Annotated in this window: 19 protein-coding genes; all 19 read right to left on the reverse strand. The window is 48.7% G+C overall.

Annotated elements, in window-relative coordinates; all coding sequences use genetic code 11:
• Positions 1 to 96: 96 nt before the first annotated feature.
• Complete coding sequence (gene recO, locus B9N86_RS20970) at positions 97 to 852, reverse strand: DNA repair protein RecO (RefSeq protein ID WP_208915087.1); 756 nt, start codon at positions 850 to 852, stop codon at positions 97 to 99.
• Positions 853 to 888: 36 nt separating this feature from the next.
• On the reverse strand, positions 889 to 1,029 hold the full coding sequence (locus tag B9N86_RS20975; RefSeq protein ID WP_208915088.1) for a YqzL family protein: 141 nt from the start codon (positions 1,027 to 1,029) through the stop codon (positions 889 to 891).
• 153 nt (positions 1,030 to 1,182) lie between these two features.
• Entirely contained in the window at positions 1,183 to 2,085 is a 903-nt protein-coding gene (gene era, locus B9N86_RS20980) for a GTPase Era (RefSeq protein ID WP_208915089.1), read from the reverse strand.
• A gap of 67 nt (positions 2,086 to 2,152) precedes the next feature.
• Complete coding sequence (cdd, locus tag B9N86_RS20985) at positions 2,153 to 2,560, reverse strand: cytidine deaminase (protein WP_208915090.1); 408 nt, start codon at positions 2,558 to 2,560, stop codon at positions 2,153 to 2,155.
• Positions 2,561 to 2,594: 34 nt separating this feature from the next.
• The gene (locus B9N86_RS20990) at positions 2,595 to 3,002 is read right to left on the reverse strand and encodes a diacylglycerol kinase family protein (protein ID WP_208915091.1); all 408 of its coding nucleotides are present in this window, start codon (positions 3,000 to 3,002) and stop codon (positions 2,595 to 2,597) included.
• The gene (gene ybeY, locus B9N86_RS20995) at positions 3,002 to 3,499 is read right to left on the reverse strand and encodes an rRNA maturation RNase YbeY (RefSeq protein WP_208915092.1); all 498 of its coding nucleotides are present in this window, start codon (positions 3,497 to 3,499) and stop codon (positions 3,002 to 3,004) included. The genes B9N86_RS20990 and ybeY overlap by 1 nt, the downstream gene beginning before the upstream one ends.
• Positions 3,500 to 3,501: 2 nt before the next feature.
• The gene (locus tag B9N86_RS21000) at positions 3,502 to 5,802 is read right to left on the reverse strand and encodes an HD family phosphohydrolase (protein WP_208915093.1); all 2,301 of its coding nucleotides are present in this window, start codon (positions 5,800 to 5,802) and stop codon (positions 3,502 to 3,504) included.
• 14 nt (positions 5,803 to 5,816) lie between these two features.
• The gene (locus B9N86_RS21005) at positions 5,817 to 6,788 is read right to left on the reverse strand and encodes a PhoH family protein (RefSeq protein WP_208915094.1); all 972 of its coding nucleotides are present in this window, start codon (positions 6,786 to 6,788) and stop codon (positions 5,817 to 5,819) included.
• A gap of 6 nt (positions 6,789 to 6,794) precedes the next feature.
• Positions 6,795 to 7,988: a sporulation protein YqfD gene (yqfD, locus tag B9N86_RS21010; protein WP_208915095.1), complete on the reverse strand. Its 1,194-nt coding sequence runs from the start codon at positions 7,986 to 7,988 to the stop codon at positions 6,795 to 6,797.
• Positions 7,985 to 8,278, reverse strand: a complete 294-nt coding sequence (gene yqfC / locus B9N86_RS21015) for a sporulation protein YqfC (RefSeq protein ID WP_208915096.1) — start codon at positions 8,276 to 8,278, stop codon at positions 7,985 to 7,987. Before yqfC ends, yqfD begins: the two co-directional genes overlap by 4 nt.
• Positions 8,279 to 8,430: 152 nt before the next feature.
• On the reverse strand, positions 8,431 to 9,045 hold the full coding sequence (locus B9N86_RS21020; RefSeq protein ID WP_208915097.1) for a hypothetical protein: 615 nt from the start codon (positions 9,043 to 9,045) through the stop codon (positions 8,431 to 8,433).
• A gap of 18 nt (positions 9,046 to 9,063) precedes the next feature.
• Entirely contained in the window at positions 9,064 to 10,068 is a 1,005-nt protein-coding gene (gene floA, locus B9N86_RS21025; RefSeq protein WP_208915098.1) for a flotillin-like protein FloA, read from the reverse strand.
• Between the two features lie 94 nt (positions 10,069 to 10,162).
• Positions 10,163 to 11,530 (reverse strand): NfeD family protein, encoded by a 1,368-nt coding sequence (locus B9N86_RS21030; RefSeq protein WP_208915099.1) that lies wholly within the window; start codon positions 11,528 to 11,530, stop codon positions 10,163 to 10,165.
• Positions 11,531 to 11,734: 204 nt separating this feature from the next.
• Positions 11,735 to 12,175 carry a GatB/YqeY domain-containing protein gene (locus B9N86_RS21035; RefSeq protein WP_208915100.1) on the reverse strand — a complete coding sequence of 147 codons (441 nt, stop codon included), beginning with the start codon at positions 12,173 to 12,175 and terminating at the stop codon, positions 11,735 to 11,737.
• Positions 12,176 to 12,191: 16 nt separating this feature from the next.
• Positions 12,192 to 12,365, reverse strand: coding sequence for a 30S ribosomal protein S21 (gene rpsU / locus B9N86_RS21040; RefSeq protein ID WP_005547957.1), 174 nt, complete (start codon positions 12,363 to 12,365; stop codon positions 12,192 to 12,194).
• 162 nt (positions 12,366 to 12,527) lie between these two features.
• Positions 12,528 to 12,890: a histidine triad nucleotide-binding protein gene (locus tag B9N86_RS21045; protein ID WP_208915101.1), complete on the reverse strand. Its 363-nt coding sequence runs from the start codon at positions 12,888 to 12,890 to the stop codon at positions 12,528 to 12,530.
• Between the two features lie 253 nt (positions 12,891 to 13,143).
• Positions 13,144 to 16,596: an AAA family ATPase gene (locus tag B9N86_RS21050; protein ID WP_208915102.1), complete on the reverse strand. Its 3,453-nt coding sequence runs from the start codon at positions 16,594 to 16,596 to the stop codon at positions 13,144 to 13,146.
• Entirely contained in the window at positions 16,593 to 17,771 is a 1,179-nt protein-coding gene (locus tag B9N86_RS21055; RefSeq protein WP_208915103.1) for an exonuclease SbcCD subunit D, read from the reverse strand. The genes B9N86_RS21050 and B9N86_RS21055 overlap by 4 nt, the downstream gene beginning before the upstream one ends.
• 102 nt (positions 17,772 to 17,873) lie before the next feature.
• Positions 17,874 to 21,995, reverse strand: coding sequence for a helicase-exonuclease AddAB subunit AddA (gene addA, locus B9N86_RS21060; RefSeq protein ID WP_244563159.1), 4,122 nt, complete (start codon positions 21,993 to 21,995; stop codon positions 17,874 to 17,876).

Below are 21,995 nucleotides of genomic sequence, written 5' to 3' on the forward strand. Positions count from 1 at the left end.
TAAAAATTGGACCAAAACCCATTACTTTTCCGTTCAACGCATGTCAATATTCAAATTAGAAACTTTAACATATGATACCTAATTTTTTTCCGGACGTCAAATGTCGTATTTGTCCATTTGATCGAGAAAGTTTTGCGACTTTAACCGTAAGCCGAGCTGCATATCCATCAGCGCTCTCATGACCACTTTAAGTTCTGCCTTGGTGGCGTCCTTTACATCAATATTACCCAGCCTTCTTAGATCAAGTCGAGCAAACACCCGAAGCAGCTTCAACGTCTTGGGAGACACGGACATAGCCGGAGGGTCCAAATGTTTGCACCGCCGACACAGAACACCTCCAAGCCTTGGACTGACTAACATTTCTTCGTCAGCCCTCTCCTGACCGCAAGAGATGCAGACGTCCAGCTCCGGACCATAACCGGCTGCTTGTAGTATTTTCATTTCGTACAGATTGATTATTATTTGCAGATCCTTATCTTTCTGAAGTGCCGTAAGACAAGCTTTCAGCTGATGAAACCAAAAAGCGCCCGTCTCCTCATCCTGAAGCACCCGATCAAGCAGCTCGCAGGCATATGAGGAGTAGGCAGCTTTCATGAGATCCTCCCGGAGAATATGATGAGACTCAATAATCTCTCCGGCATTTAATGTTCCGAGCCCGGTTCCGTTCCTAAAAAACACGTATTCTCCATAAGTAAAGGGCTGTGTCAGAGCAGCATGACGGCTCTTTATTTTCTTCGCTCCGCGGACCAGAACCCCTACTTTGCCTGATTTTTCGGTGCAAAGTGTAATGATCTTGTTCCCTTCACCGTAGTCCATGCTGCGGATGACGATCCCTTCCGCCCTGTATAGCATGCCTTATCCCCCAACCATTCCTGAAGCAGCCAAATATCATTCGTTCTCTTCATACTCTACCGCCTCTTCTTCTGCGGTCGTGCTTGCGAGTTCCGTACTGCCATCGGACTCCTTATACAGCAAATAAGCATCGACATCTCCAGTCATTGCAAAATACTTCCACGAAAAATCTCGCATTCGTATTCATCCTTTCTTCGGAAATGACGTCTGCATCTACAAGAATAGGATGTGCTTTAACACTGGATTTATGATTTGCAATTGTTGGTAGGAGTACAATACGATACCAGCAGTACAATTATTCATAACCCGCACTCAATATATTGAGTATGGTTATTGTCCGCGGTGAAACCCGAGATCCCGGAGAACGCGCTCTTGGTTACGCCAGTCTTTTTTAACTTTCACCCACAGCTCAAGGAAAATCTTGGAGCCGAGTAATCGCTGGATGTCCTGACGAGCTTGTCGGCCGACTTCCTTCAGCAATGTGCCCTGCTTTCCGATAATAATCCCTTTTTGAGAATCACGCTCTACAAAAATAACAGCTGATATATGAACCGTTCCATTCTCCTCCACACGCATGTCTTCAATGGTGACGGCAATGGAATGAGGCACCTCTTCCCGGGTCTTATGCAGTATTTTCTCACGAATCAATTCGGCACAGACGAACTGCTCCGGGTGATCCGTTACCTGATCCTCAGGATAATACTGCGGGCCCGGTGGTAAATACTTCTGGATTTGATCCAGCAGTGTATTTACATTGTTACCCAGTTTGGCCGAGATCGGTACGATTTCCGCAAAATCAAGCAACTTGCGATATTCTTCAATCAACGGCAGCAGAGCCGTCGGCTCAATTTTATCAATTTTGTTCATGACGAGAATTACCGGTGTACGGATCTGCTTCAGCTGCTCGGCGATAAAGCGGTCACCCCCGCCAAAGCCTTCCGAGGCATCCACCAGGAACAGCACTGCCTCCACCTCGCCCAATGTTCCAAGCGCGGTCTGATTCATGTAGTCTCCGAGTTTGGATTGGCGTTTATGAATTCCAGGTGTGTCCAAAAATACGACCTGTGAATCGTTTGTCGTATATACCCCGTGTATTTTATTGCGAGTTGTCTGCGGCTTATCCGACATGATCGCGATCTTTTGACCAATTACCTGATTCATAAGCGTCGATTTTCCGACGTTGGGCCGGCCGATAATAGCTACAAAACCCGATTTAAACGTTTTTTTTTGCATAAATTCCTCCGCGATAATTCCTCTATTGTTTCTGCAGCTTGTACTTGCGTGTTACTTGTATTACCTGTTACTTGGATTCTAAATTCCAAGGACCAAACGCCCCAGGCAGCAGTTCCTCCACAGTCGTCTCCTGGATATCACCCTTCATATTGCCCAGGATAACCTTCATGTCAGGCTTGCACAGTTCCACCAGCACCTGCCGGCATACGCCGCATGGAGCACAGGGTCCTTCGGTATCCCCTACCACGGCAATCGCTTGGAAGCTGCCTGGCTTATGTCCGTCAGCGATCGCTCGAAACAGTGCGGTTCGCTCCGCGCAGTTTGTCGGTCCGTAAGCTGCGTTTTCAACATTGCAGCCATGGTGAACTTCACCGTTTATATCCAACAGAGCCGCGCCAACACCGAAATTCGAATAAGGAATATAAGCCCGTGCTCGTGCCTTGATCGCTTCCTGCATCAATGTTCCTGTGTCCATGACAATCCCTCCTGAGAATCGAATTGGTTTTTCCCTACCCGTTACTGGAATGATCAAAGCCGCTGCCGATAGATCCAAACCAGGATATGACCGGCTCATAAAACACCATAATCCCAACAACTACAGCAAACAGAGCGGTAATCAATACCGCCCCCGCGGCTGTATCCTTGGCAATACGGGCCAAGGGATGAACGTCAGGAGATACCAAGTCAACCACAGCTTCCACCGCTGTATTTATCAATTCCGCCGTAATAACTAAGGTTACGGCAAGCCCCAAAAACAACCAACGTATTGGTGTCAGCCCCAGCAGTGCCGCAGCTGTAAATACTACAACAGCAGCTACTGTATGAATCTTCATGTTTCTCTCGGCTTTAAAGGCGTGAATGATGCCTTGTACTGCACAGTTGAAGGTAGACCGTAGGGAAGGCCTATGTGGCTTCACTAACGGGTCAACCCCACTTCAGCTAGAACCGCCTCTTGTTTCCCCATCATAACGGCTTCACTTGCCTCATCCTGATGATCATACCCTAACAAATGCAAGAAGCCGTGAACAAACAGAAAGCCTAGCTCCCGTTCCAGTGAATGGCCGTATTCCTCACTTTGCAGCTTAGCACGCGGAACAGAGATAATGATGTCTCCCAGTACATCAGGCACGTTTCCGAGCTCGTCTTCGTCATCCAGTTCGTAAATGATTTGAAGCTCTTCGTCCGTCTCCTCATTCATAGCAAAAGACAGAACATCAGTCGGACGGTCAATTCCACGGTATTCCTTATTTAGTTCGTGGATCTGATCGTCGTCAACGAAGGTGAGGTCGACCTCACCTTCCGTTACCCCTTCGACCGTTCCAGCTTGCTGCAGAATCCGTTCCAGAAGAGAGATCAGATCATCCGAAATGACAAAATCCTCTTGTTCATTGTTCCATACCAGCTGCAGACTCATTCTCAAACGCTCCTTCTTCTGTCTTCTTTCGAGTCCGAATCTCCGGAATCCGCCGGTTCTTGTTGTTTTGGCGGATTGTCCGGCTTCGGCTTCTTAATCTCCTCTGGATATTCAATCCGGGAGTGGAAAATACCCATGACGGTTTCCTTCAACGTTTTGGCAATAATATCGAGTTCTTTCATTGTCAGATCGCATTCATTAAATTGATGGTCATCCAAACGACTTTTAATGATCTTCTCGATCATCGATTCCACCTGGTCCACAGTCGGTTTCCGCAGAGAACGAACTGCGGCCTCTATACTGTCCGCAATTCCAACAACTGCCGCTTCTTTAGACTGTGCCTTCGGTCCCGGATAGCGGAAATCATCCTCAGTGAAATCCGGTTCAATTCCCTGTTCCTCAGCCTGCCGAAGTGCCTTGTGGTAAAAAAAGTGTAAAAACGTTGTTCCATGATGCTGTTCTGCAATATCACGGATTGGCTTAGGCAGCTTATAATCCTTTTGCATTTCCACGCCATCCCGGGCATGAGCCACAATAATTGACTTGCTCAGCTTGGGATCAATGGAATCATGAGGATTTTCCATGTTGTTCTGGTTCTCAATAAAGTAAATAGGTCGCTTGGTTTTGCCGACATCATGGTAATAGGATCCCACTCGGCATAACAATCCGTCAGCCCCAATCGCTTCAGCCGCTGCTTCTGACAGATTACCAACCATTACACTGTGGTGATAGGTTCCTGGCGTTTCCGTCAGCAACTTTCGCAGTAGCGGATGGTTCGGGTTCGACAGCTCAACAAGCTTGAGCGGCGAAAGAATACCAAAGGTAACCTCGAAGAACGGCATCAAACCAATAACGAGCACGGCTGTCAGAATGCCGCCGGCAATCGCAAACGCTAAAGCATATAAAGATTCTACTCTCGTCCAAGAGGAATCCTGAATCAGCATCATGATCAGAACCGACATTGCCCCAAACAGCGAGACCATAATTCCTCCCTTAAGCAAGGTGGAACGCTGACTGGCCCGGTGTATTGAAAAGATTGCCACACAGGACGTCACTAGGGCAAAAAATCCGAAGTGAAAATCGAACACTTCACCTTTGTCCACATTCAGTATGACACTCGCCATAATACTGAATATGATCGCACTAAAGTAAGCTAAATGCATGTCCAAAAGCAGTGTCACCAGTATAACCCCGATCGCAACCGGCGCTAAATAACCGATATACGTACGCGCTTCACTCTGCAAAACACCAGCCAGATACATGGAGATTAGCGTAATGACATAGATCAGCACCATCATAAGAACTTGGGAATTATTATACTTGAACATATTCATATCCGACTGACGGATAAACATCAGGATTCCAAGTGATAGCAGGATGGAGAACAGCAGAATACCAAGCTCAGGCCAATAGTTAACCTCATCCTTCAACAGCCCGTTTTTACCTAGTAGTTCATACAACTCAGGTGTTATAAGTTGGCCTTTCTCAACAAGAACATCGCCTTGCTTGATAAATACAGGCGGTGTGTTTTCTCGTTCCGCAACCTTTGCTTCCTTGGTAGCTACTTCGTTATAAAACTTGTTGGCCGTGATGGATGCACGTGCAAGTTCCTGAACAACTTCTCTTGAAGTTCGGTCATTGAGCGAGCTTGCGCTGACCAGTTCAGCCACCTTGGCTCTAGCTGTCTGTGCATCCACAATCTCATTCATCAGACGTGATACGATATCCCTCGCTACCGATTTGATCTGGTTTATATCATCAGGATTCAGCCTCGGAATTTTGATGAATGTCTCTTGCGGTATGCGATAAGCCTGTTGATCAATAACCTTCTTCATTTCTTCAAGCAACTCGGGTGGATACGTTTCGGTGCCTCTGTTGCTTGCAATAAAGTTACTCACGAAATCATCAACGCGCTGAGGAATTTCCCGCTTGTAAATCTCAATCTTGTCCTGCACGGAGACTTCATCCTGATTCAAACGGTCAATGCGATCAAACAGTTGGGTAACCAACACATCATTGCGCAGCGGTATATATGTATATATGGGTTGTACCCGCTCGGCTGCCTCTTCCTGGGCTTTCAAAGTCGCCTTGTTGTCCTCGATTTGGACTGGGGCAGCAATACTCTTCTCACTGTGCGTACCAACCTTAATATCGTAACGCTCAGGGAGCAGCTTTACCGAAAGACTGATGTAAAAGAGTAGCGCAAGCAATAAAAACAGAATATAGCGTGTCGCCACGCTATATTTCCAACCGTAGTTTTTAACAGATATGGACTTGTCCGTCGATGGATCTTTGGAGGCCATAGCGACAATCCCCTTTAATCTTGGTTTTCTGCAGCTTTGTCATATGCGACGATGATTTTTTGTACTAAAGAGTGCCGTACAACGTCCTGTTCCGCAAAGTAGACGAATCCGATATCATCAATCTCGTTTAGGATGGTTTTCGCTTCCACCAAACCTGATTTTTTACCCCGCGGCAGGTCAATCTGGGTTACGTCTCCCGTTATGACCATCTTTGATCCAAAACCGAGCCGTGTCAAAAACATTTTCATCTGTTCAGGCGTCGTATTCTGGGCTTCATCCAAAATAATAAATGAATCGTCCAGTGTTCGTCCCCGCATATAAGCAAGCGGCGCAATCTCAATCAGCCCTCTTTCAAGAGCTTTCACTACTTGATCTGGTCCCATAACATCGTGCAGCGCATCATATAGGGGCCTTAGATACGGATCGACCTTTTCCTGAAGATCGCCTGGAAGAAAACCAAGGCTTTCACCAGCTTCGACTGCCGGGCGAGTAAGAATAATCCGTTTCACCGTGCCTTCCTTAAGCGCAGTTACTGCCAATACTACAGCAAGGTAGGTTTTCCCTGTACCTGCCGGTCCGATGCCAAACACGACATCTTTTTTCTTAATACTGGTAACGTAATGTTTCTGTCCGATCGTCTTCACTCGAATCGGTTTACCCCGGAACGTCGTCGTGATCTCACCTTTATACAGATCCAACAGCTGATCAGCACGCAGATCCTTTGCCAAATCAACCGCATAAAGGACATCTCTCTCGGTCAGGATATAGCCATTGCGAACAAGCTGAAGCAATACATCAAACAGCTGCTGAAGACTTTCCACATTTCGCTGCTCACCGGTGATATTGATAATGGCTTCTCTTGAAGCTATTCTGGCCGGGATTTCCGATTCAATAATCTTTAAAAAAGAATCCTGCGGTCCGAACAAGGAAAGTCCTTCAGACGCGCTTTGCAAATAAATCTGAATGCTGGTCGTTTGCTGTGACAAATAGCCTCATTCTCCTTGATTGTATACTATGGGAAGTTCTTTTGCGATGGTCTCTTCCACCTCAAAAAGTACTTTCATATAAACTTTACCATTCTCTTTCTTATCATGCAAAATTTTTTGGCTCACCAGCCTGGTTTCTGAACCATATTTAGCCAAAATATCCCGATATGCGCCCTCTAATCCTTCTTTCTTGGCTTCTTCCTCTGTCACAGTTTGGCTACTCTCGCTTACCTCCATCACCTTTTCGGTCATCCAGCCGATCGGAAGTGCTCGCGAACGCCATGTCAGTGGATCATATATTGTCAGCGTCTCATGTTTCTCGAACGGAACATCCCCATACCCCCACAACTGAACAGCACGATTACCAAGGACAAAGTAAGACTTTTTGGATGCTTCACCAGTATATATTTTCCGCTTTTTCACAAGAGGCACTTCGATCTCATATTCATGCCATACCAGTCCCTTTACTTCCCCTTTGGCAACAACGGATTTGGCATTCTCCGTATCTCCCAAAATACCCGAAATCAGTATATCTCCTTTTTTTACCCGGGAATTGATCTGAACTTTCGGGACACCCTTCTCTGCGTAAATATAAGTAATTACAGCATCACTAGTGCTTACAAGATGCCGCGGGCTTAACAGCTCCGGCTTTTTGGGAACCGATGCCTCGACAACCTGAATCCGGATGCTCGTACCATTTCTCTCCACACCAACCCACGAGGTTCCAGGTAAACGGGTCGTCAGATTAGTAGATAGCTTGTCCAGTGATTTCAGTCTGAAAATCCATTGATAGGGGTATACCCCTTCCTGTTTCGCTACCTCCAATATATCCTCTGAAGCTATAGTCTCATTCCCTTCGACACTCACGTTCCATACCATAGAGGATAAAGCCATAAGGATCGCAAAAAACATGACCACTCCAACCACAAACACTTTGCGTTTCAGCAGGCGTAAAGCACGGAACGGCAAGCCATGCCGTTCAAGGATGCGGGATCTGCAGCCTGTCCGCTTTAACAAAGGGCGCAGCCCCTTGAAATCGTTTAACAGCAGTTTGAATTCTGCGGAATGCGTCCCTGTTGGTCTTACATCCCAAACCGGAGTTCCCGCCTCCGCCAATGCATTAATAAATGCTTCTACATGCTCCCCACGCACCGTAAGCTTTAAATAACCACGTAAAAATATCATTGTCGGTATGTTCACGGTCTCTCCCCCGTTCCTATGTATTGGATATTATTAATCGTGCCTTCAACCGTTACTTCACTACTCTGAATTGCTCGGATGGAGAGACCAGATCCCGTTATTTCCATAGTGCCCTGGGTAAGAGACAGTATAAGCTTATCCGCGGAAAAATGGCGGACACCGCGGTGATTTTCGATATGCAGCTCTTTATTGCCGATCAGGGTCAACCGCGGCAAGTCGAACAGTAGATCCTGCGGCAAGTCGAGCATTTCCTGAGTCCATTTCTGCAGCTTGCGGCTGATGCGGGACATATGAAGGCCTTCCCCCCTTCCTGTACTGTACACCTTATGAGCAATAAGCCCTTTTTATGCAAGTTGAAATGCAAAAAAAGACCGCCTCGTCAATGACGAAAGCGGTCTTCGTGTTCATGCTTTTATTGCCGTCTAACACCCTCAAACTCTGCCTAATGTCGACGGCCCATCGGCCTCTTAGAACGGGGCGGACCCAGAATTTCAGACCATATAACTCCTTTTCTAACCTCTTCAGCAAAATTCGACTGCTTTCGCGGCGATTTGGAATCGGCATCTGTAACCTCAACCAATGTTTCAGGTATGTGAGAGGTCATTCTATCCAATTGTTTATGGATCTGGTCCAGCTCTGCCTGCATATTGCGCTTGCGCTGCTCCATGCTGTCTCTGGCCGAGTGAGGGTCATCCAATTCCGACAGAACATCATACCGGGATTCAACAGGGGACTCGTAAGTTCTCTCCGGTTCTTCGTGGTACGGGTCAAATTCCTCATCTTCATCGTTATCGAACTGATCGTGTGACCGCTTATCGGTTGCCTGACCCGTCGGAACTTCTCCACCGGGCCACGGCTGGACGCGCCGAACCTGCTGTCCTGGGCGCACTGCCTTAGCTGCTCTTGGCCCCTGTTCGGCTGAATCCCCCCCTCCTCCGAAGGTAGGCATCCGGTTCGGCTTGTTTTCATCACTGCCCTTGCCTAATTTACCAAGCGCGGAGAGGAGAAAGAAAACAATACCCGCCACGATGTATATATTATCAAAAATCCATTCCATCAGTGGCTCGCCTCATCTCTACTTGTTATTTTTAGGAGTGTCCGGTCCGTCCGTATTCTCGCTGATCTTGCCAAGGGAACCTCTCATTTGGGTATCCGCTTCAATATTTTTAAGATTCATATAATCCATAACACCAAGTTTGCCACTTTTAAGTGCTTCAGCCATAGCCAAAGGTACCTGGGATTCGGATTCAACCACGCGCGCTCTCATTTCCACAACTTTTGCTTTCATTTCCTGCTCTTGCGCAACAGCCATTGCACGACGCTCTTCCGCTTTTGCTTGAGCGATCCGCTTATCAGCTTCAGCTTGCTCCGTTTGCAAGTATGCACCGATGTTCTTACCTACATCCACGTCCGCGATATCGATAGACAGAATTTCGAATGCTGTACCGGCATCCAGCCCTTTGGACAGAACAGTTCTAGAAATAAGATCTGGATTCTCTAATACGTCTTTATGAGACGCTGAGGAACCGACCGTAGTAACGATACCTTCGCCAACACGGGCAATAATTGTCTCTTCACCCGCACCACCGACGAGGCGATCGATATTCGCGCGAACGGTAACCCGAGCTTTAACTTTCACTTCAATACCGTCTTTGGCAACAGCCGCAACGGTAGGCGTTTCGATAACACGAGGGTTTACACTCATCTGTACGGCTTGAAGCACGTCACGTCCTGCGAGGTCAATCGCAGCAGCACGTTCGAATTCAAGCGGAATGTTTGCACGCTGCGCTGCGATCAGCGCATTAACAACGCGGTCCACGTTACCTCCCGCCAAGTAGTGACTTTCCAGCTGGTTAATATTCAATCCCAAACCGGCTTTTGTCGCCTTGATGAGCGGATTCACGATACGACTTGGGGTTACACGACGCAGCCGCATGGCTACCAGCGTAATAATTCCGACACGAACACCGGAAGCAACAGCCGAGATCCAGAGCATCAGCGGGAAGAAGCTGAAGAACACGCTCAGTACGATGATCGCTACGACCCCGATCAGTAAAATAGGAATTAAAGAACTATCCATCTAACACATCATCCTCCATACCAGATATTTGTTATGTCCATCTTACCAAATAAAGCAGGTTAATCAACTTTATATGGCAATTTTTATTCCTGACTTACTCTATTTCTTCTTCAACCACAATCCGGGTTCCGTCGGTTTTCACGACACGAACAGGACGCCCGGAACCAATAAAACTTCCTTCAGTAACCACATCAAGGCGGCGTCCGTCAAGCTCAACTGTTCCGGATGGTCGAAGTGGTGTAATACTTCTACCGACAAGCCCGATCAGCACATCCCGATCCTCGATAGGAATGTACCCCTGCTCCTTCGTGAGGCTTTCACTTAATATGAATTTCTTCCATATTCCCCGTTCTTTAAACACCAGTGCCACAACTACAATGGCTACCAGTGCACAGGCAGCTGCTATTCCCAGAGAAAGCGCTACATCTGATGTACTATATGCTGCGCGTACTACACCAAAGATCAGGCTACCTGAACCAACAATTCCCAATATACCGAAGCTTGGCACAAACAGTTCCATCACAAGTAGGCCGATACCGATAATAAACAGCAGCCAGGTTTCCGATCCAGCAAATCCGGCAACAGAGTTACCGAAGAAATAAAGCACAAATGCTGCCGTACCCAATATACCAGGCACTCCAAAGCCAGGCACTATAACTTCGATGATGACCCCGGCAATACCAATAAAGAGCAAGAGTGTCATCACTACGGGATGCGTCAGAAACGTTGCTAACTTCTCTGAGAAGGTTTGTTCCATATGAAACACATCGTTTGTAGAATAACCCATCCATTCAATGACCTCATTGGTGCTTCCGGCAATCTTATCCGCGTACCCAACCTTTAACGCTTCGTCTGCTGATAATGCAATAATCTCGCCAATATTTTTTGTCTTGCCGATTTCCGGCATTTCCACCTTCATATTAATATCAACCATTCCCTCGGCGATATCGGTTTCACGTCCATTAGCTCCGGCAGCACTCGCCATCTTGCTCTTCCACCAGGCTACGATCTTGGCGTCTTCAACACGATTACCCATTCCGTCTACCATTTCCGCTGCACCAATCATACTTCCCTTTGCCATTACAATCTTATCTGCGTTCAGTGCAATGAAACTACCGGCCGAAGCAGCATCCCCGCGAATATAAGCAACTGTAGGAATTTGGGTGCTCTTTATCAGTTTAGCAATTTTCTCGGCTTGATCCACACGACCGCCTGGCGTATTAATCTCAAGCACGATTAATCCCGCTTCCATCTCTTCGGCTTCTTTGAAACCGCGTTCCATGAAGCTGGTCAATCCACGCTCGATCTTCTGCTCAATCGGGATGACATACACCGAACCAATGTTAGCGGCCGCAGCTGACTTTACTGGAGTGACGTACATACCCACAGACATCAGTATAAGTGTTAGCACTCCTGCAAACGCCCAAATGCGCCGTACCCAGAAATCTCTTTTACCCATCATATCCCCCTCCTTTACGACATATTATGTCAGCAATACGCATATATCGATATTATAACCGATGCGAACCACCTCGGGATAACTTATGTATCAGCATCCCGACTTATGGTAGTTACTACGAATAAATTTGTATTCGGTTTCAAAATTTATGAGTGTATATACGAAAAAACACCCCTTGATAAATCAAGGAGTGTTCCGCTTATGTTGTTACAGAAATTGTTGAACAACTTGGTTGACAAGCTTTCCGTCTGCACGCCCTTTAACTTTCGGCATGAGAGCGCTCATTACTTTACCCATCTCGGCTTTTGAAGAAGCACCGGTTTCCTGGATGGTCTGCTGTACAATGACTTTAATTTCTTCTTCAGAAAGCTGTTCCGGGAGGTAGGCGCTAAGAAAATCAATTTCTGCTTTCGCATTGGCGACAAGATCGTCACGACCTGCTTTTTCAAAATCTTGGAGGGCATCTTTGCGCTGTTTGATCTCACGACTAATAATATCAAGCACTTCGTTGTCATCCAAACTTCTTTTCAAATCTATTTCAAGATTTTTAATCGTCGAACGAACCATTCGAATATTGGAGAGTTTGAACTTGTCCTTACTCTTCATCGCTTGCTTCATATCTTCGTTCAATCGTTCGCTAAGATTCATGCTAGTTCATATCCCCCTAAAACTTTCTCTTACGAGCAGCCTCGGACTTTTTCTTGCGCTTTACGCTTGGCTTTTCATAATGCTTGCGTTTCTTCACTTCAGCCAAGACGCCATCTTTAGCAATGGAACGTTTGAAGCGACGAAGTGCAGCATCAATTGTCTCGTTTTTGCGAACTTTCGTTTCAGACACCAGTTTTCCCTCCCTCCGACCAGACCGTCCAAGAGCAATAACACGGTTCATCATTCTTCATTATAGGGCAAACAGAAATAAGGTGTCAACCTTGATAGCTCATTTTTAAAAGCTTCAACGGCAATATGTATTCTATATTATGAAATCGCCGCCCTATGATGGTTAAGCATGGGAAGAAGAGATCCCTGTCAGGGCTCCAAGACGTGCTCCTCCGAGCAAATGATAATGTAAATGATGGACGGTTTGTTCGCCGTCGCGTCCACAGTTATTGATTAGGCGATAACCGCTCTCCGCGATTCCCAGTTCAGCAGCAGCCTCTTGTGCCGCCTTGTGAATGTCGCCAATCAGCTCTAAATCTGCCGCTTGGACATCGTTCATTGAAGCGATGTGTTTTTTAGGTATGATCAGTACGTGAACCGGAGCGGCCGGCTGAATATCATGAAACACGAGCACCCGATCATTCTCCAACACCTTCTTGGAAGGGATATCTCCATTAATAATTTTGCAAAACAGGCAGTTATCCATAACTGTACCTCCTCTAAGGTTATCATGCTCTCATCATACAAGAAAACCCGTAAATCCGTCCAATGAAGGCAAAAAAAATAGAAGCACCCGGTCAGCTGGAACTCAGCTGTCCAGCAAGCGGGCGTATGATATAAGAGGATTCTCTTATCCATACGTCCGCCGAGGTGCTTCTAAATAAGAATGTCGGCTTAGCTGTATTATAACAGCCCCTTGTAACTGTCTCTGTGAAAAATATCACGGGGTATAAATATGATTACATCGTCTCCAAAACAATCTTCGATCCCCCGCCGGAATGTTCAGCAGGCCGTACAACCAGTTTGCGGGGCAGACGTGCCCTCAGCTCAGGCACATGGCTGATAATTCCTACTGTGAGTTGATCATTATGCAGTCTTTCCAGAGAAGTAATGACTGTATCAAGCAACTCAGGGTCTAATGTTCCAAACCCTTCATCCAAGAAAAAGAACTGGAGAGGATACTGCCCTCTGAGTTGAATTTGAGCAGATAACGCCAGCGCCAAGGAGAGGGATGTCAGGAACGTTTCTCCACCCGACAACGTTGAAACCGGCCTGCGGACTCCCCCGTTCGCGTCATCACGAATAACAAATCCGCCTCCCGAATCGACCTCCAGAGAATATCGCTGTTTGGTAAGAAACCGCAGCCGCTCTGAAGCCGATTGACTGACTTGCATCAGCTGTTCTTCTGCAACATATTCCACGAACGCATTTCCGCGCAGACAGGATTGGAGCTTCGACAGGCGCTCTCCCTCTATGGAATGTAAACTCCGGCGTTCTTCCAGCTCCATAAACCGGATATGGCGTTGCCTGAGGTCCTCCAAATCCCGCTCAGCGCGGGCTTTCGACTGTATTGCCGCTTCATCTGCCTGCCGGCACTGTTCGAGATTTTGGCAACATTCCTGCCAATCTTCTTCACTGAACGTTGCTCCGTTCAGCTTCAGTTCGATATCCTTCAGCCGCAGTGACCATTCACGTTGCCCTTCACGGTGAGCTTGAACGTGAGCAGCACACTTATCAGCTTCCTGTGGAGTCATGAACGCCTCAAGAACCCCTTCTTCGGTAGTAAACGGCGAGTCGCCCAGCTGGGCAAGCCATCTCTGTTCCGCCATCTTCGTGTGCTCGTCTGCGGAATCCGCGGCCTGCTTAGCAATAGCTGCCTCTTTAGTAGCCTGTTGCTTCATCTCTTCCGCCTTGCGGCGTTCCTGCCTGGAATGCTCGGCAGCCGATCTCAAATGTTGCAGCCGCTGCTTGCATTCCTGCAGCAGTTCTTGAGCGGAACGGTCTCCTATCCACGACTGAAGCCGCTCCTCTTTCTCCTGCATTAGCTCCTGCTTGCCCTGATGCTGTGCATCCCATTGAATCAGCTGCTTCTCAAGTTCACGGATTTGACTCTCAAGATTCAACACGGTCTGCTTCTTCTCTTCCAGAAATGGTACGCTCCGGTCAAGTCCATCCTTCACGGATTCGGCTTTGGCATCCCGTTCCTGCATTTCTTTAAAGCGGAACTCCACCGCCTGAAGATCAAGACCGGGACTACTCTCACCCCACTCTTTCATCAAAATACTAATATCTTCTCTCAATCCGCTCAGTTTTCTCCCAAACTGTTCGGACGAAGTGCGCGCGTTCTCAGCAGAAGCCGTCCGCTTAGCCAGCTCCTGCTGCAGGGAACCAAGTTTCTGTTGATATATTGAAGTCTTTTCACGGCATTGATGCAAAGCCTCCGCTTGTGAAGAAGCAAATGCTTTCAAGGTGGATACAAAATGCTGAAACTTTTCAAGCTCTGCAACTTGCGATAGACCGTCATTATGCTCTAGCGCTAATCCTACAGCCGCTTCGGAGAATGCAATTGTTGAGGCACTACTCTCAGATTTATCTGTCATAGAGCCTGACATCTCGTGGACTGCAGCCGGAACGGGTAATCCCGATGCTTCGTTTAACTGCTGGCGAAGAACCAATCGCAGCTCTTGAATCTCTTCCTGTACCTGACGAAGGCGTTCCTGATGCAGTTCACCGGATTCATCTGAGAGGGTATCTGGTTGAACCGGTGCAGGGTGATGCAAACTGCCGCATACAGGACAGGCTTCTCCATCACGAAGCTCGGAAGCCAATGAAAGCGATAAGGCGTGAAGCTGCTGTTCACGGAAGGATTCATTCATAGCTCTAGCCGCTTCTGCCGCCTTCACTGCCCCCTGATCAGCATACTCAGAAGCATCGGCAACCGAGCGTCTAAGCTGTTCAGATTCCTGAGCAAGCTGCTCCAGCTGATGCTGTATCTCTTTTTCAATGGCTAGGGCTTCTTTCAGATCACGTTCGATGTGCTGCTGTTGTATGTTATGTTCCTTAGACTCAGCCTCCGCTTTAAATAACTGTGCTTCAGCCGTCAGGATCGATTGCCGCTTCTGCATAGCCTCATGCAACATCTGCCGGTCCTGTGCCCTTGTCTCAAGCTGCTTCAGACCCTCCTGCAGCTCTTCACGGCGTTTTCTTCCTCTTTCAAGCAGCTCCTGTTCCTTATGAAGCTGCTCATTGATACTCTCCAATGACTTTCCAGCCTTAGACCGCTGATCATTTAGAGCGATAAGCTCAAGGTGAAGAGCATCCCTTTCCCGCTGAAGAACAGCCGCCTGTTCCAACTGCTCAGCTCGAAGTAGAAGTTTAGGCTCTTCTGCAGATAAAAGCATCTGAGCAGCGTCGTCTGCCGTACAAGCACGTTCAGCCGCTACTTCTGACTGTTCCGATTGCCTAAACAGCAGTTCCGCTTTAGCGAGCAAATTCTCATGGATTTTCGCAGATTCTCGCCGCGATTCCAGAGCAGGAATAAGCAGTTTTGCAGACGCACCAAGGTCCAGCTGCTTTTCATAACTCTTAATCTCCTCTTCACGTGCCGATAAGTCATCCAGCTTGCTTCTTAGACGGCGCTGCTCCATATCCAGTTCGCGTACTTTGCTTAAAGCTTCACTTCGATCAGCAGCTGCCTTCAAATTTTTTCTGGATTTCTCCGCATGCACCACCGCATCCGACATCACCTTCTCGACTTCTGCTACCGCTTCCTTGCCTGCGTTCCCAAGACCTTGCTGCTCCGCTTCTACAGACTTTAATGCTCCATCGTTGTCTTTCACCCTGCGGCTAAGTTTCATGGCAAGCTGGTCACCATAGCGCTCCAGATGAAACAGCCGTTGAAGCATTTGCCGCCGTTCGCTGCCTTTCAATGATAAAAACTCGGCAAATTTTCCTTGTGGAAGCACAACCGCTCTGGTGAAATCATCCATTTTCAGACCGATTTTCTCTTCAATACACCGGGTCACGTCGGCCAGCTTGTCTGCAACTACGGCCTCACCCTCGTCCGTAATTACTACAAATCGGCTGATCGTATTACTGATCGACAGTTCATTAACCCGTTTAAATCGGCGCTCCACACGGTACCGCTCCGGACCATCTGCAGAGGCCAGCTCAAAGGTAAAGGAAACAAACAAGCTGTCCTCCGAATGATTCATAATGCCCTGCGTGCCGTTAACCGCACGCTCCACCTTGCCGTACATCGCCAAAGTAATGGCGTCGAGCAATGTCGATTTACCGCTCCCCGTTGGTCCAAATATGCCGAATAATCCGGTCTCGCACAGCTGTTCAAAATCGATTTCCTGCGGTTCCCGGTAGCTTTGAAGACCGGCTACTTTAAGTAAAATCGGCTTCATTCACTCACCCCCGCTTGTTCTGTTTCTTCCTCATCTACAAGCTCCAAGAAGAGGTCAACCAGGCTATCCTCCGGCTCTGCTCCTCCGGTCTGCCGCTGGTAGAACTTACGGAACAAATCAGGCAGCGGAAGCCTTGCGCGCTCCGTCTCCAGCTCCAATGCTTCCATCTCAGGGTATATCGGCCGGATGTGTACGATACCGTCCCGACTTTTGCGGAGGCGCTGAATATCTGCCATTCCCATGGCCTCGGTCAGTGAAACTTCCAGATCTATAAAAGCATCCAGATCTCGCTCTTCCTCAAGCCACCGGTACACCTCCTGCAGCCCTCCCTTCGCCTTCCAGCGAACAAGCGGACGTCCACTGCTCAAAAACAGCTCTTCAACGACCGGAGTGGTGCCAGGAGAAACATCTACCATGGTCACCGATTTAGCCTGACCCGCTTCCGAAAAGCTGTAGGCCAAAGGCGATCCGCTGTAACGGATTATCCCCTCACCTTTGACAGCCTGTGGGCGGTGAAGATGGCCGAGGGCCGTATAACAGGCACCAACCGCAAGAGCCGAAGGATCGACCGTGTAAGCACCCCCCACCTGAATGGGACGCTCTGATTCACTCTCGAGCCCGCCGAGTACATAAATATGACTCATGGCCAGATTGACCGTCTTCGGTGAAAAATCGCGGGCCATCATCTGCATCAACTTCCCCACTCGTTCGCTGTACGCACGGCGAAGCTCATCCTCGTTGCCGTCTGCGGTTAGCAGCTCATTCAATCTTGCCTCAGATGGATACGGGAGAGCTGCGATTTTGGCGATTTCTCCTGTTCTAGAAGCTGTTACTGTAACAGTTTCCGCCGAAGGAAGCCCAACCAAGGTAATACCGCGTTTTGCCACAAGCGGTGTCACAGACGATACCCTCTCGGGCTGATCATGGTTTCCTGCAATGACGACAAGTGGCCGTCCTCCATCTGTTAGCCGTGCCGCAGCATCATAAAACAACTGTTCCGCCGCTGCAGGCGGATTAACGGAATCATAAACATCACCTGCCATCAATATGAGATCCGCATGCTGATCATCCGCCATCCTTACGAGCTCGTCCAAAAATGCTTCCTGCTCAGCCAAACGACTCCGGCCTTCAAGCGTCCGGCCCAAATGCCAGTCACCCGTATGCAAAATCCGCATAACTCCTAGTTCCCCTCTCCCACTGAAAGCTTTCTACCTGAACGCTAAATAAGCTCAAAGAATATATATAATTTTTAAAAGTTTCATAATCCATTGATAAATCTATAAGAGCACTGCATGGCCCCCATCGAAAAAGTAGAGCCATTTTTCATGGATAGGTTCACCCAAAATATCCTGAAGCGCCTTACTGTACAACTCCAGCTGAAAACGATAGTGCTCTGTTAATGTTTCGATACCTCCACGGTGTTCCACTACGCGGTCTGTTTTATAGTCCAGCAAAATCAGCTTATCATTGAACCGGAACAAGCAATCCACGATCCCTTGAATTAAGACAGTCTCATCATCAAGAAGCTGGGCGTCCCGAATTGAGGATTCATCTGTACCTTCTGTAAAGCCAAGAAATGACAGACCTTTATAAGCTTCTGATGCCGACAGACCATAAGAGAACGGCATCTCGCGCCAGACCTGCTGCGCTTCAAGAAGCTTCACACCTACTGAAGAATGAAGGATTCCCAAAATATGTTCCGGACTTACGGCTTCAGCCTGTGCTCTCGTAATAATCTCTTTCTCCGTCAACTCCGCAATGGTCCTCTCAACGACCGAAAGATCCGTACTACTGCTGATAGGCAAATGCTGCATAACCGTATGATAAACCGTTCCGCGCTCTGCAGGAGTCAATGTGGCGGCTTCCATAAATTTGGGCCGCCGCAGATGCAGCGTGAATGAACTCGCATCCACCTGCGTCTCCTCCTGCTGCCTGCGAATTGCAGCTTCCTCTATCATGTCCAATGATGGACTATCTTGCATTGCAAGCAGCTTTTTCATTTCTGTGACGGACGTTTTCGCAGAAATCCCACTCACCGCTGCAAAGGGGTATGACCAGCTTAGACGGCGGTAAATTTCCTGTCTCATTTCCTGCACACTGCCCTTTTCATTCCAACCGATATCGGCAACAGGCTCAAGTTTACGTAGTGCCGACTCCTTCTCGGCCCGTTCAGCTTCAAGGACCTCCTCTTCGTCCTTCACGATCGTGTTCCCGGACAAAGAATCGGATGTCTCCATATGAATGATCCAGCCAGTACTGTCCGAAGACAGAACCGTATGCTCCAGAGATTGCAATCCTGCAGCTTCCCGAAGCACTCCGGCAGATGGATGGCGTATAATGGCCGGTCCGATCCAGTCCAGATAGCTGCGTCCACGAGCCAGCATATAATCAGGTAGGAGCAGTTCAAGTGTACTGTCCGCTTGAGCCCAACCGCTCACTTTTTTCGGCAGATCCTTCACGGTTCCAACTAAAATCATCTTCTCCTTCGGTCTGGTTAGCGCCACGTAAAGTACACGCATCTCCTCAGCCAGAAGCTCCAGCTGCGACCTGCGGCGAATCGCCAGATTCGGCAGTGTCGGATAACTGACCCGCAGCTTCTCGTCCACATATTTCGGGCCGAACCCTAGCTCTTTATGCATCAGGAAAGGAACGTTTAGATCCTGCTGATTAAAGTTTTTTGAAATTCCGGCAACAAACACAACTGGAAACTCCAAGCCTTTGCTTTTGTGAATCGTCATCAGACGAACAGCATTCCCCTGGCTCTCCGTCCCGCCTGCTGCGCCAAGATCCCCACCGTTGTCACGCAGTCGTGAGATAAACGTCAGGAAACGGAACAAGCCTCTGGATGAAGTATCCTGTTCGTACTGGACAGCCCGGTCATACAACGCCGTCAGATTGCCTCTGCGCTGGGTGCCACCCGGCAAACCACCGATCCAGTCCAAATAGCCCGTATCACTGTAGATGCGCCATATCAGGTCACTGAGGCTTCCCTGACGGGCTTCCTTACGCCAGCTGTGGAGTCTTTCCATGAACTTCTTCAGCTTCCCAAACAGCTCAGCGGACAGTACAGGGCTCTGGTCTGAAGAGATCCCTGACTTTTCTCGGATTTGTTGAAAATCGGCCAGACCTACCGCTACCTCGGCAAGCCCCGGCAATTCTATCCCCGTAAACCAACGGCCTGTATCGATCCCTGCCCCTTGAGGCAGCCCAGGCTCGAATGTACTAACAGCTTCTGAAAGTGCATCGTAAAACGTTCCTGATGCACAAAGGCGAACCTGTGCCAGTTCCTCTTCCGTTAATCCAACGATCGGCGACCGTAAAACAGAAGCGAGAGGAATATCCTGACGAGGATTGTCTATCACATGAAGTAAAGAAAGCATGATTTCAACTTCAATCGATTGAAAGTACCCCTTGTTCTGTTCGCCGAATGAAGGAATCCCCTCCTGCCGGAGCTCCTCCATAATTAAGGGGGCCCACACCATAGCCGAACGAAGCAGGATAACCATATCACCGTACTGCGCCGGCCTCATCGATTTAAGCTGCTTATCATACACCATCAGCGGCTTCCCATTTTCTCCGGTCATCTCCCGGATCCGACGGGCAATCGCACGAGCCTCCAGTTGTGCAGTTTCCATCTCCAGCCGCTCCGTTTCAGAAGAAATCCCTTCGATATCCGGGCCTTCCTCATCCTTCGGTTCCTCAGACTCCTGGCCAAGGCGGTCAATCAGCAGCAGTTCCGGAGCATACGGGTTTTCATCTATCTGCCCAGGTCCAGCATTTACATCGTCTTCATTCCGTACGTCTGATTGTGGGAAGGATGCGCCGCACACGAGCTCTGCCCGTTGATCATATGCAATTTCAGCCACGGACTCATTCATGATCTGCCGAAACAGCATATTAACAGCGTCCACAACCTCCATTCGGCTGCGGAAGTTCCGTGCGAGATCGATCCGGATTCCAGAAGAGCCCTGAAGATGCTCAGCGTTTTCAGACCCTGATGCACTTTCTGATCCGTAATTCTTGTATTTATCGAGAAATAACCCCGGCTCTGCCAATCGGAAACGGTAAATACTTTGCTTGACGTCCCCGACCATAAACCGGTTTCCGGGAAACTCCCGGGAGATCAGACGAACAATATCCTCCTGCACATTGTTGGTATCCTGATATTCGTCGAGCAGCACTTCATCAAACTGTTCGCGGTATTCCAATGCAGCATCGGATGGCATAAGGTGACCCGGATCCGAGTCTGGATGCCTTAGAATCTGGAGACAATAATGCTCCAAGTCATTGAAGTCCACTGTACTCTTGGCCGCTTTGGCTGCACGGTATCTGTCAGCGAATGTAATAACCGTCTCCACCAACTCACTCATAAGCGGAGCTGCTGTCTGAAGCTCATACATAAATTCTGAGGCCGGACGCCCAAACAGAGCTGTTTTAAGCTCATTCACCGTTTTTTTCACATTGTCCCGCAGTTCCTTGACCCGTTCCTGCAATTCAGGAACCACCTCATCCTTGCGGACGGATTTCAGTTTGCCAAAAGAAACATCCCGAAACCGATCATACAGCTGCTCCCATGGATCGTTGTTGACCGCTTCAAGCAGCGAATCCACCAATGCTCTATCCTCATCCAAATTGGCAGCATACGGAGCTGGTCCTCCCGGCAATAGCGCTACGGAACGCGCCTGTTCAAGCAGACCCGCTGCTCCGGAAAGAGCCAGGCGCGCATCAGCAAGGATGCTCTGTACCCAGCCCGTTTCACCGAGCGCTGCTGTGTCTACCACCTGGAATTCTGCGGCGGTGTCCCGAAGCCAACGATCAGGCCAGGAATGACTGCGGGAAAAATTGTACAACCGCTGAACCAGCCGGTATAGAGCATCATCGCTGCGCTCCCCACTGAACCAGTCGGCTAGTTGCAGGAAAGTTCCTCCCTGCTCGGCATCTCCGTATTTTTCCTCAAACAATTCTTCCAAAATGTCTTGGCGCATCAGTTCTGCTTCATGCTCATTCAATATCCGGAAGCCTGGATCGAGTGGTATCAGCTGATAATAGCGCCGTATCACTTCCATACAGAAAGAGTGCAGCGTTGTGATGGAGGCACGTCCCAGCAATGCGAGTTGGCGCCGCAAATGTTCATTGTCCGGGTCGTTCTCCAGCTCTCTCTCGAGTGCTTCCCGAATACGCTCACGCATTTCGGCTGCTGCCGCTTTGGTAAATGTGGCCACGAGCAGACGGTCCACGCTGAATCCTGCGCTCCCATCCGTTATTTTGCGGATGATACGCTCGACCAGCACGGCGGTTTTACCGGAACCTGCGGCAGCGGCTACCAGGATGTCGCTCCCGCTCTTCGCGATCGCTTTCCATTGGTCATCGCTCCACATACTGCCCTCCGGCTTTGTCAT

This window comes from Paenibacillus uliginis N3/975, from assembly GCF_900177425.1.
In the GTDB taxonomy this organism is placed as follows: domain Bacteria; phylum Bacillota; class Bacilli; order Paenibacillales; family Paenibacillaceae; genus Paenibacillus_AQ; species Paenibacillus_AQ uliginis.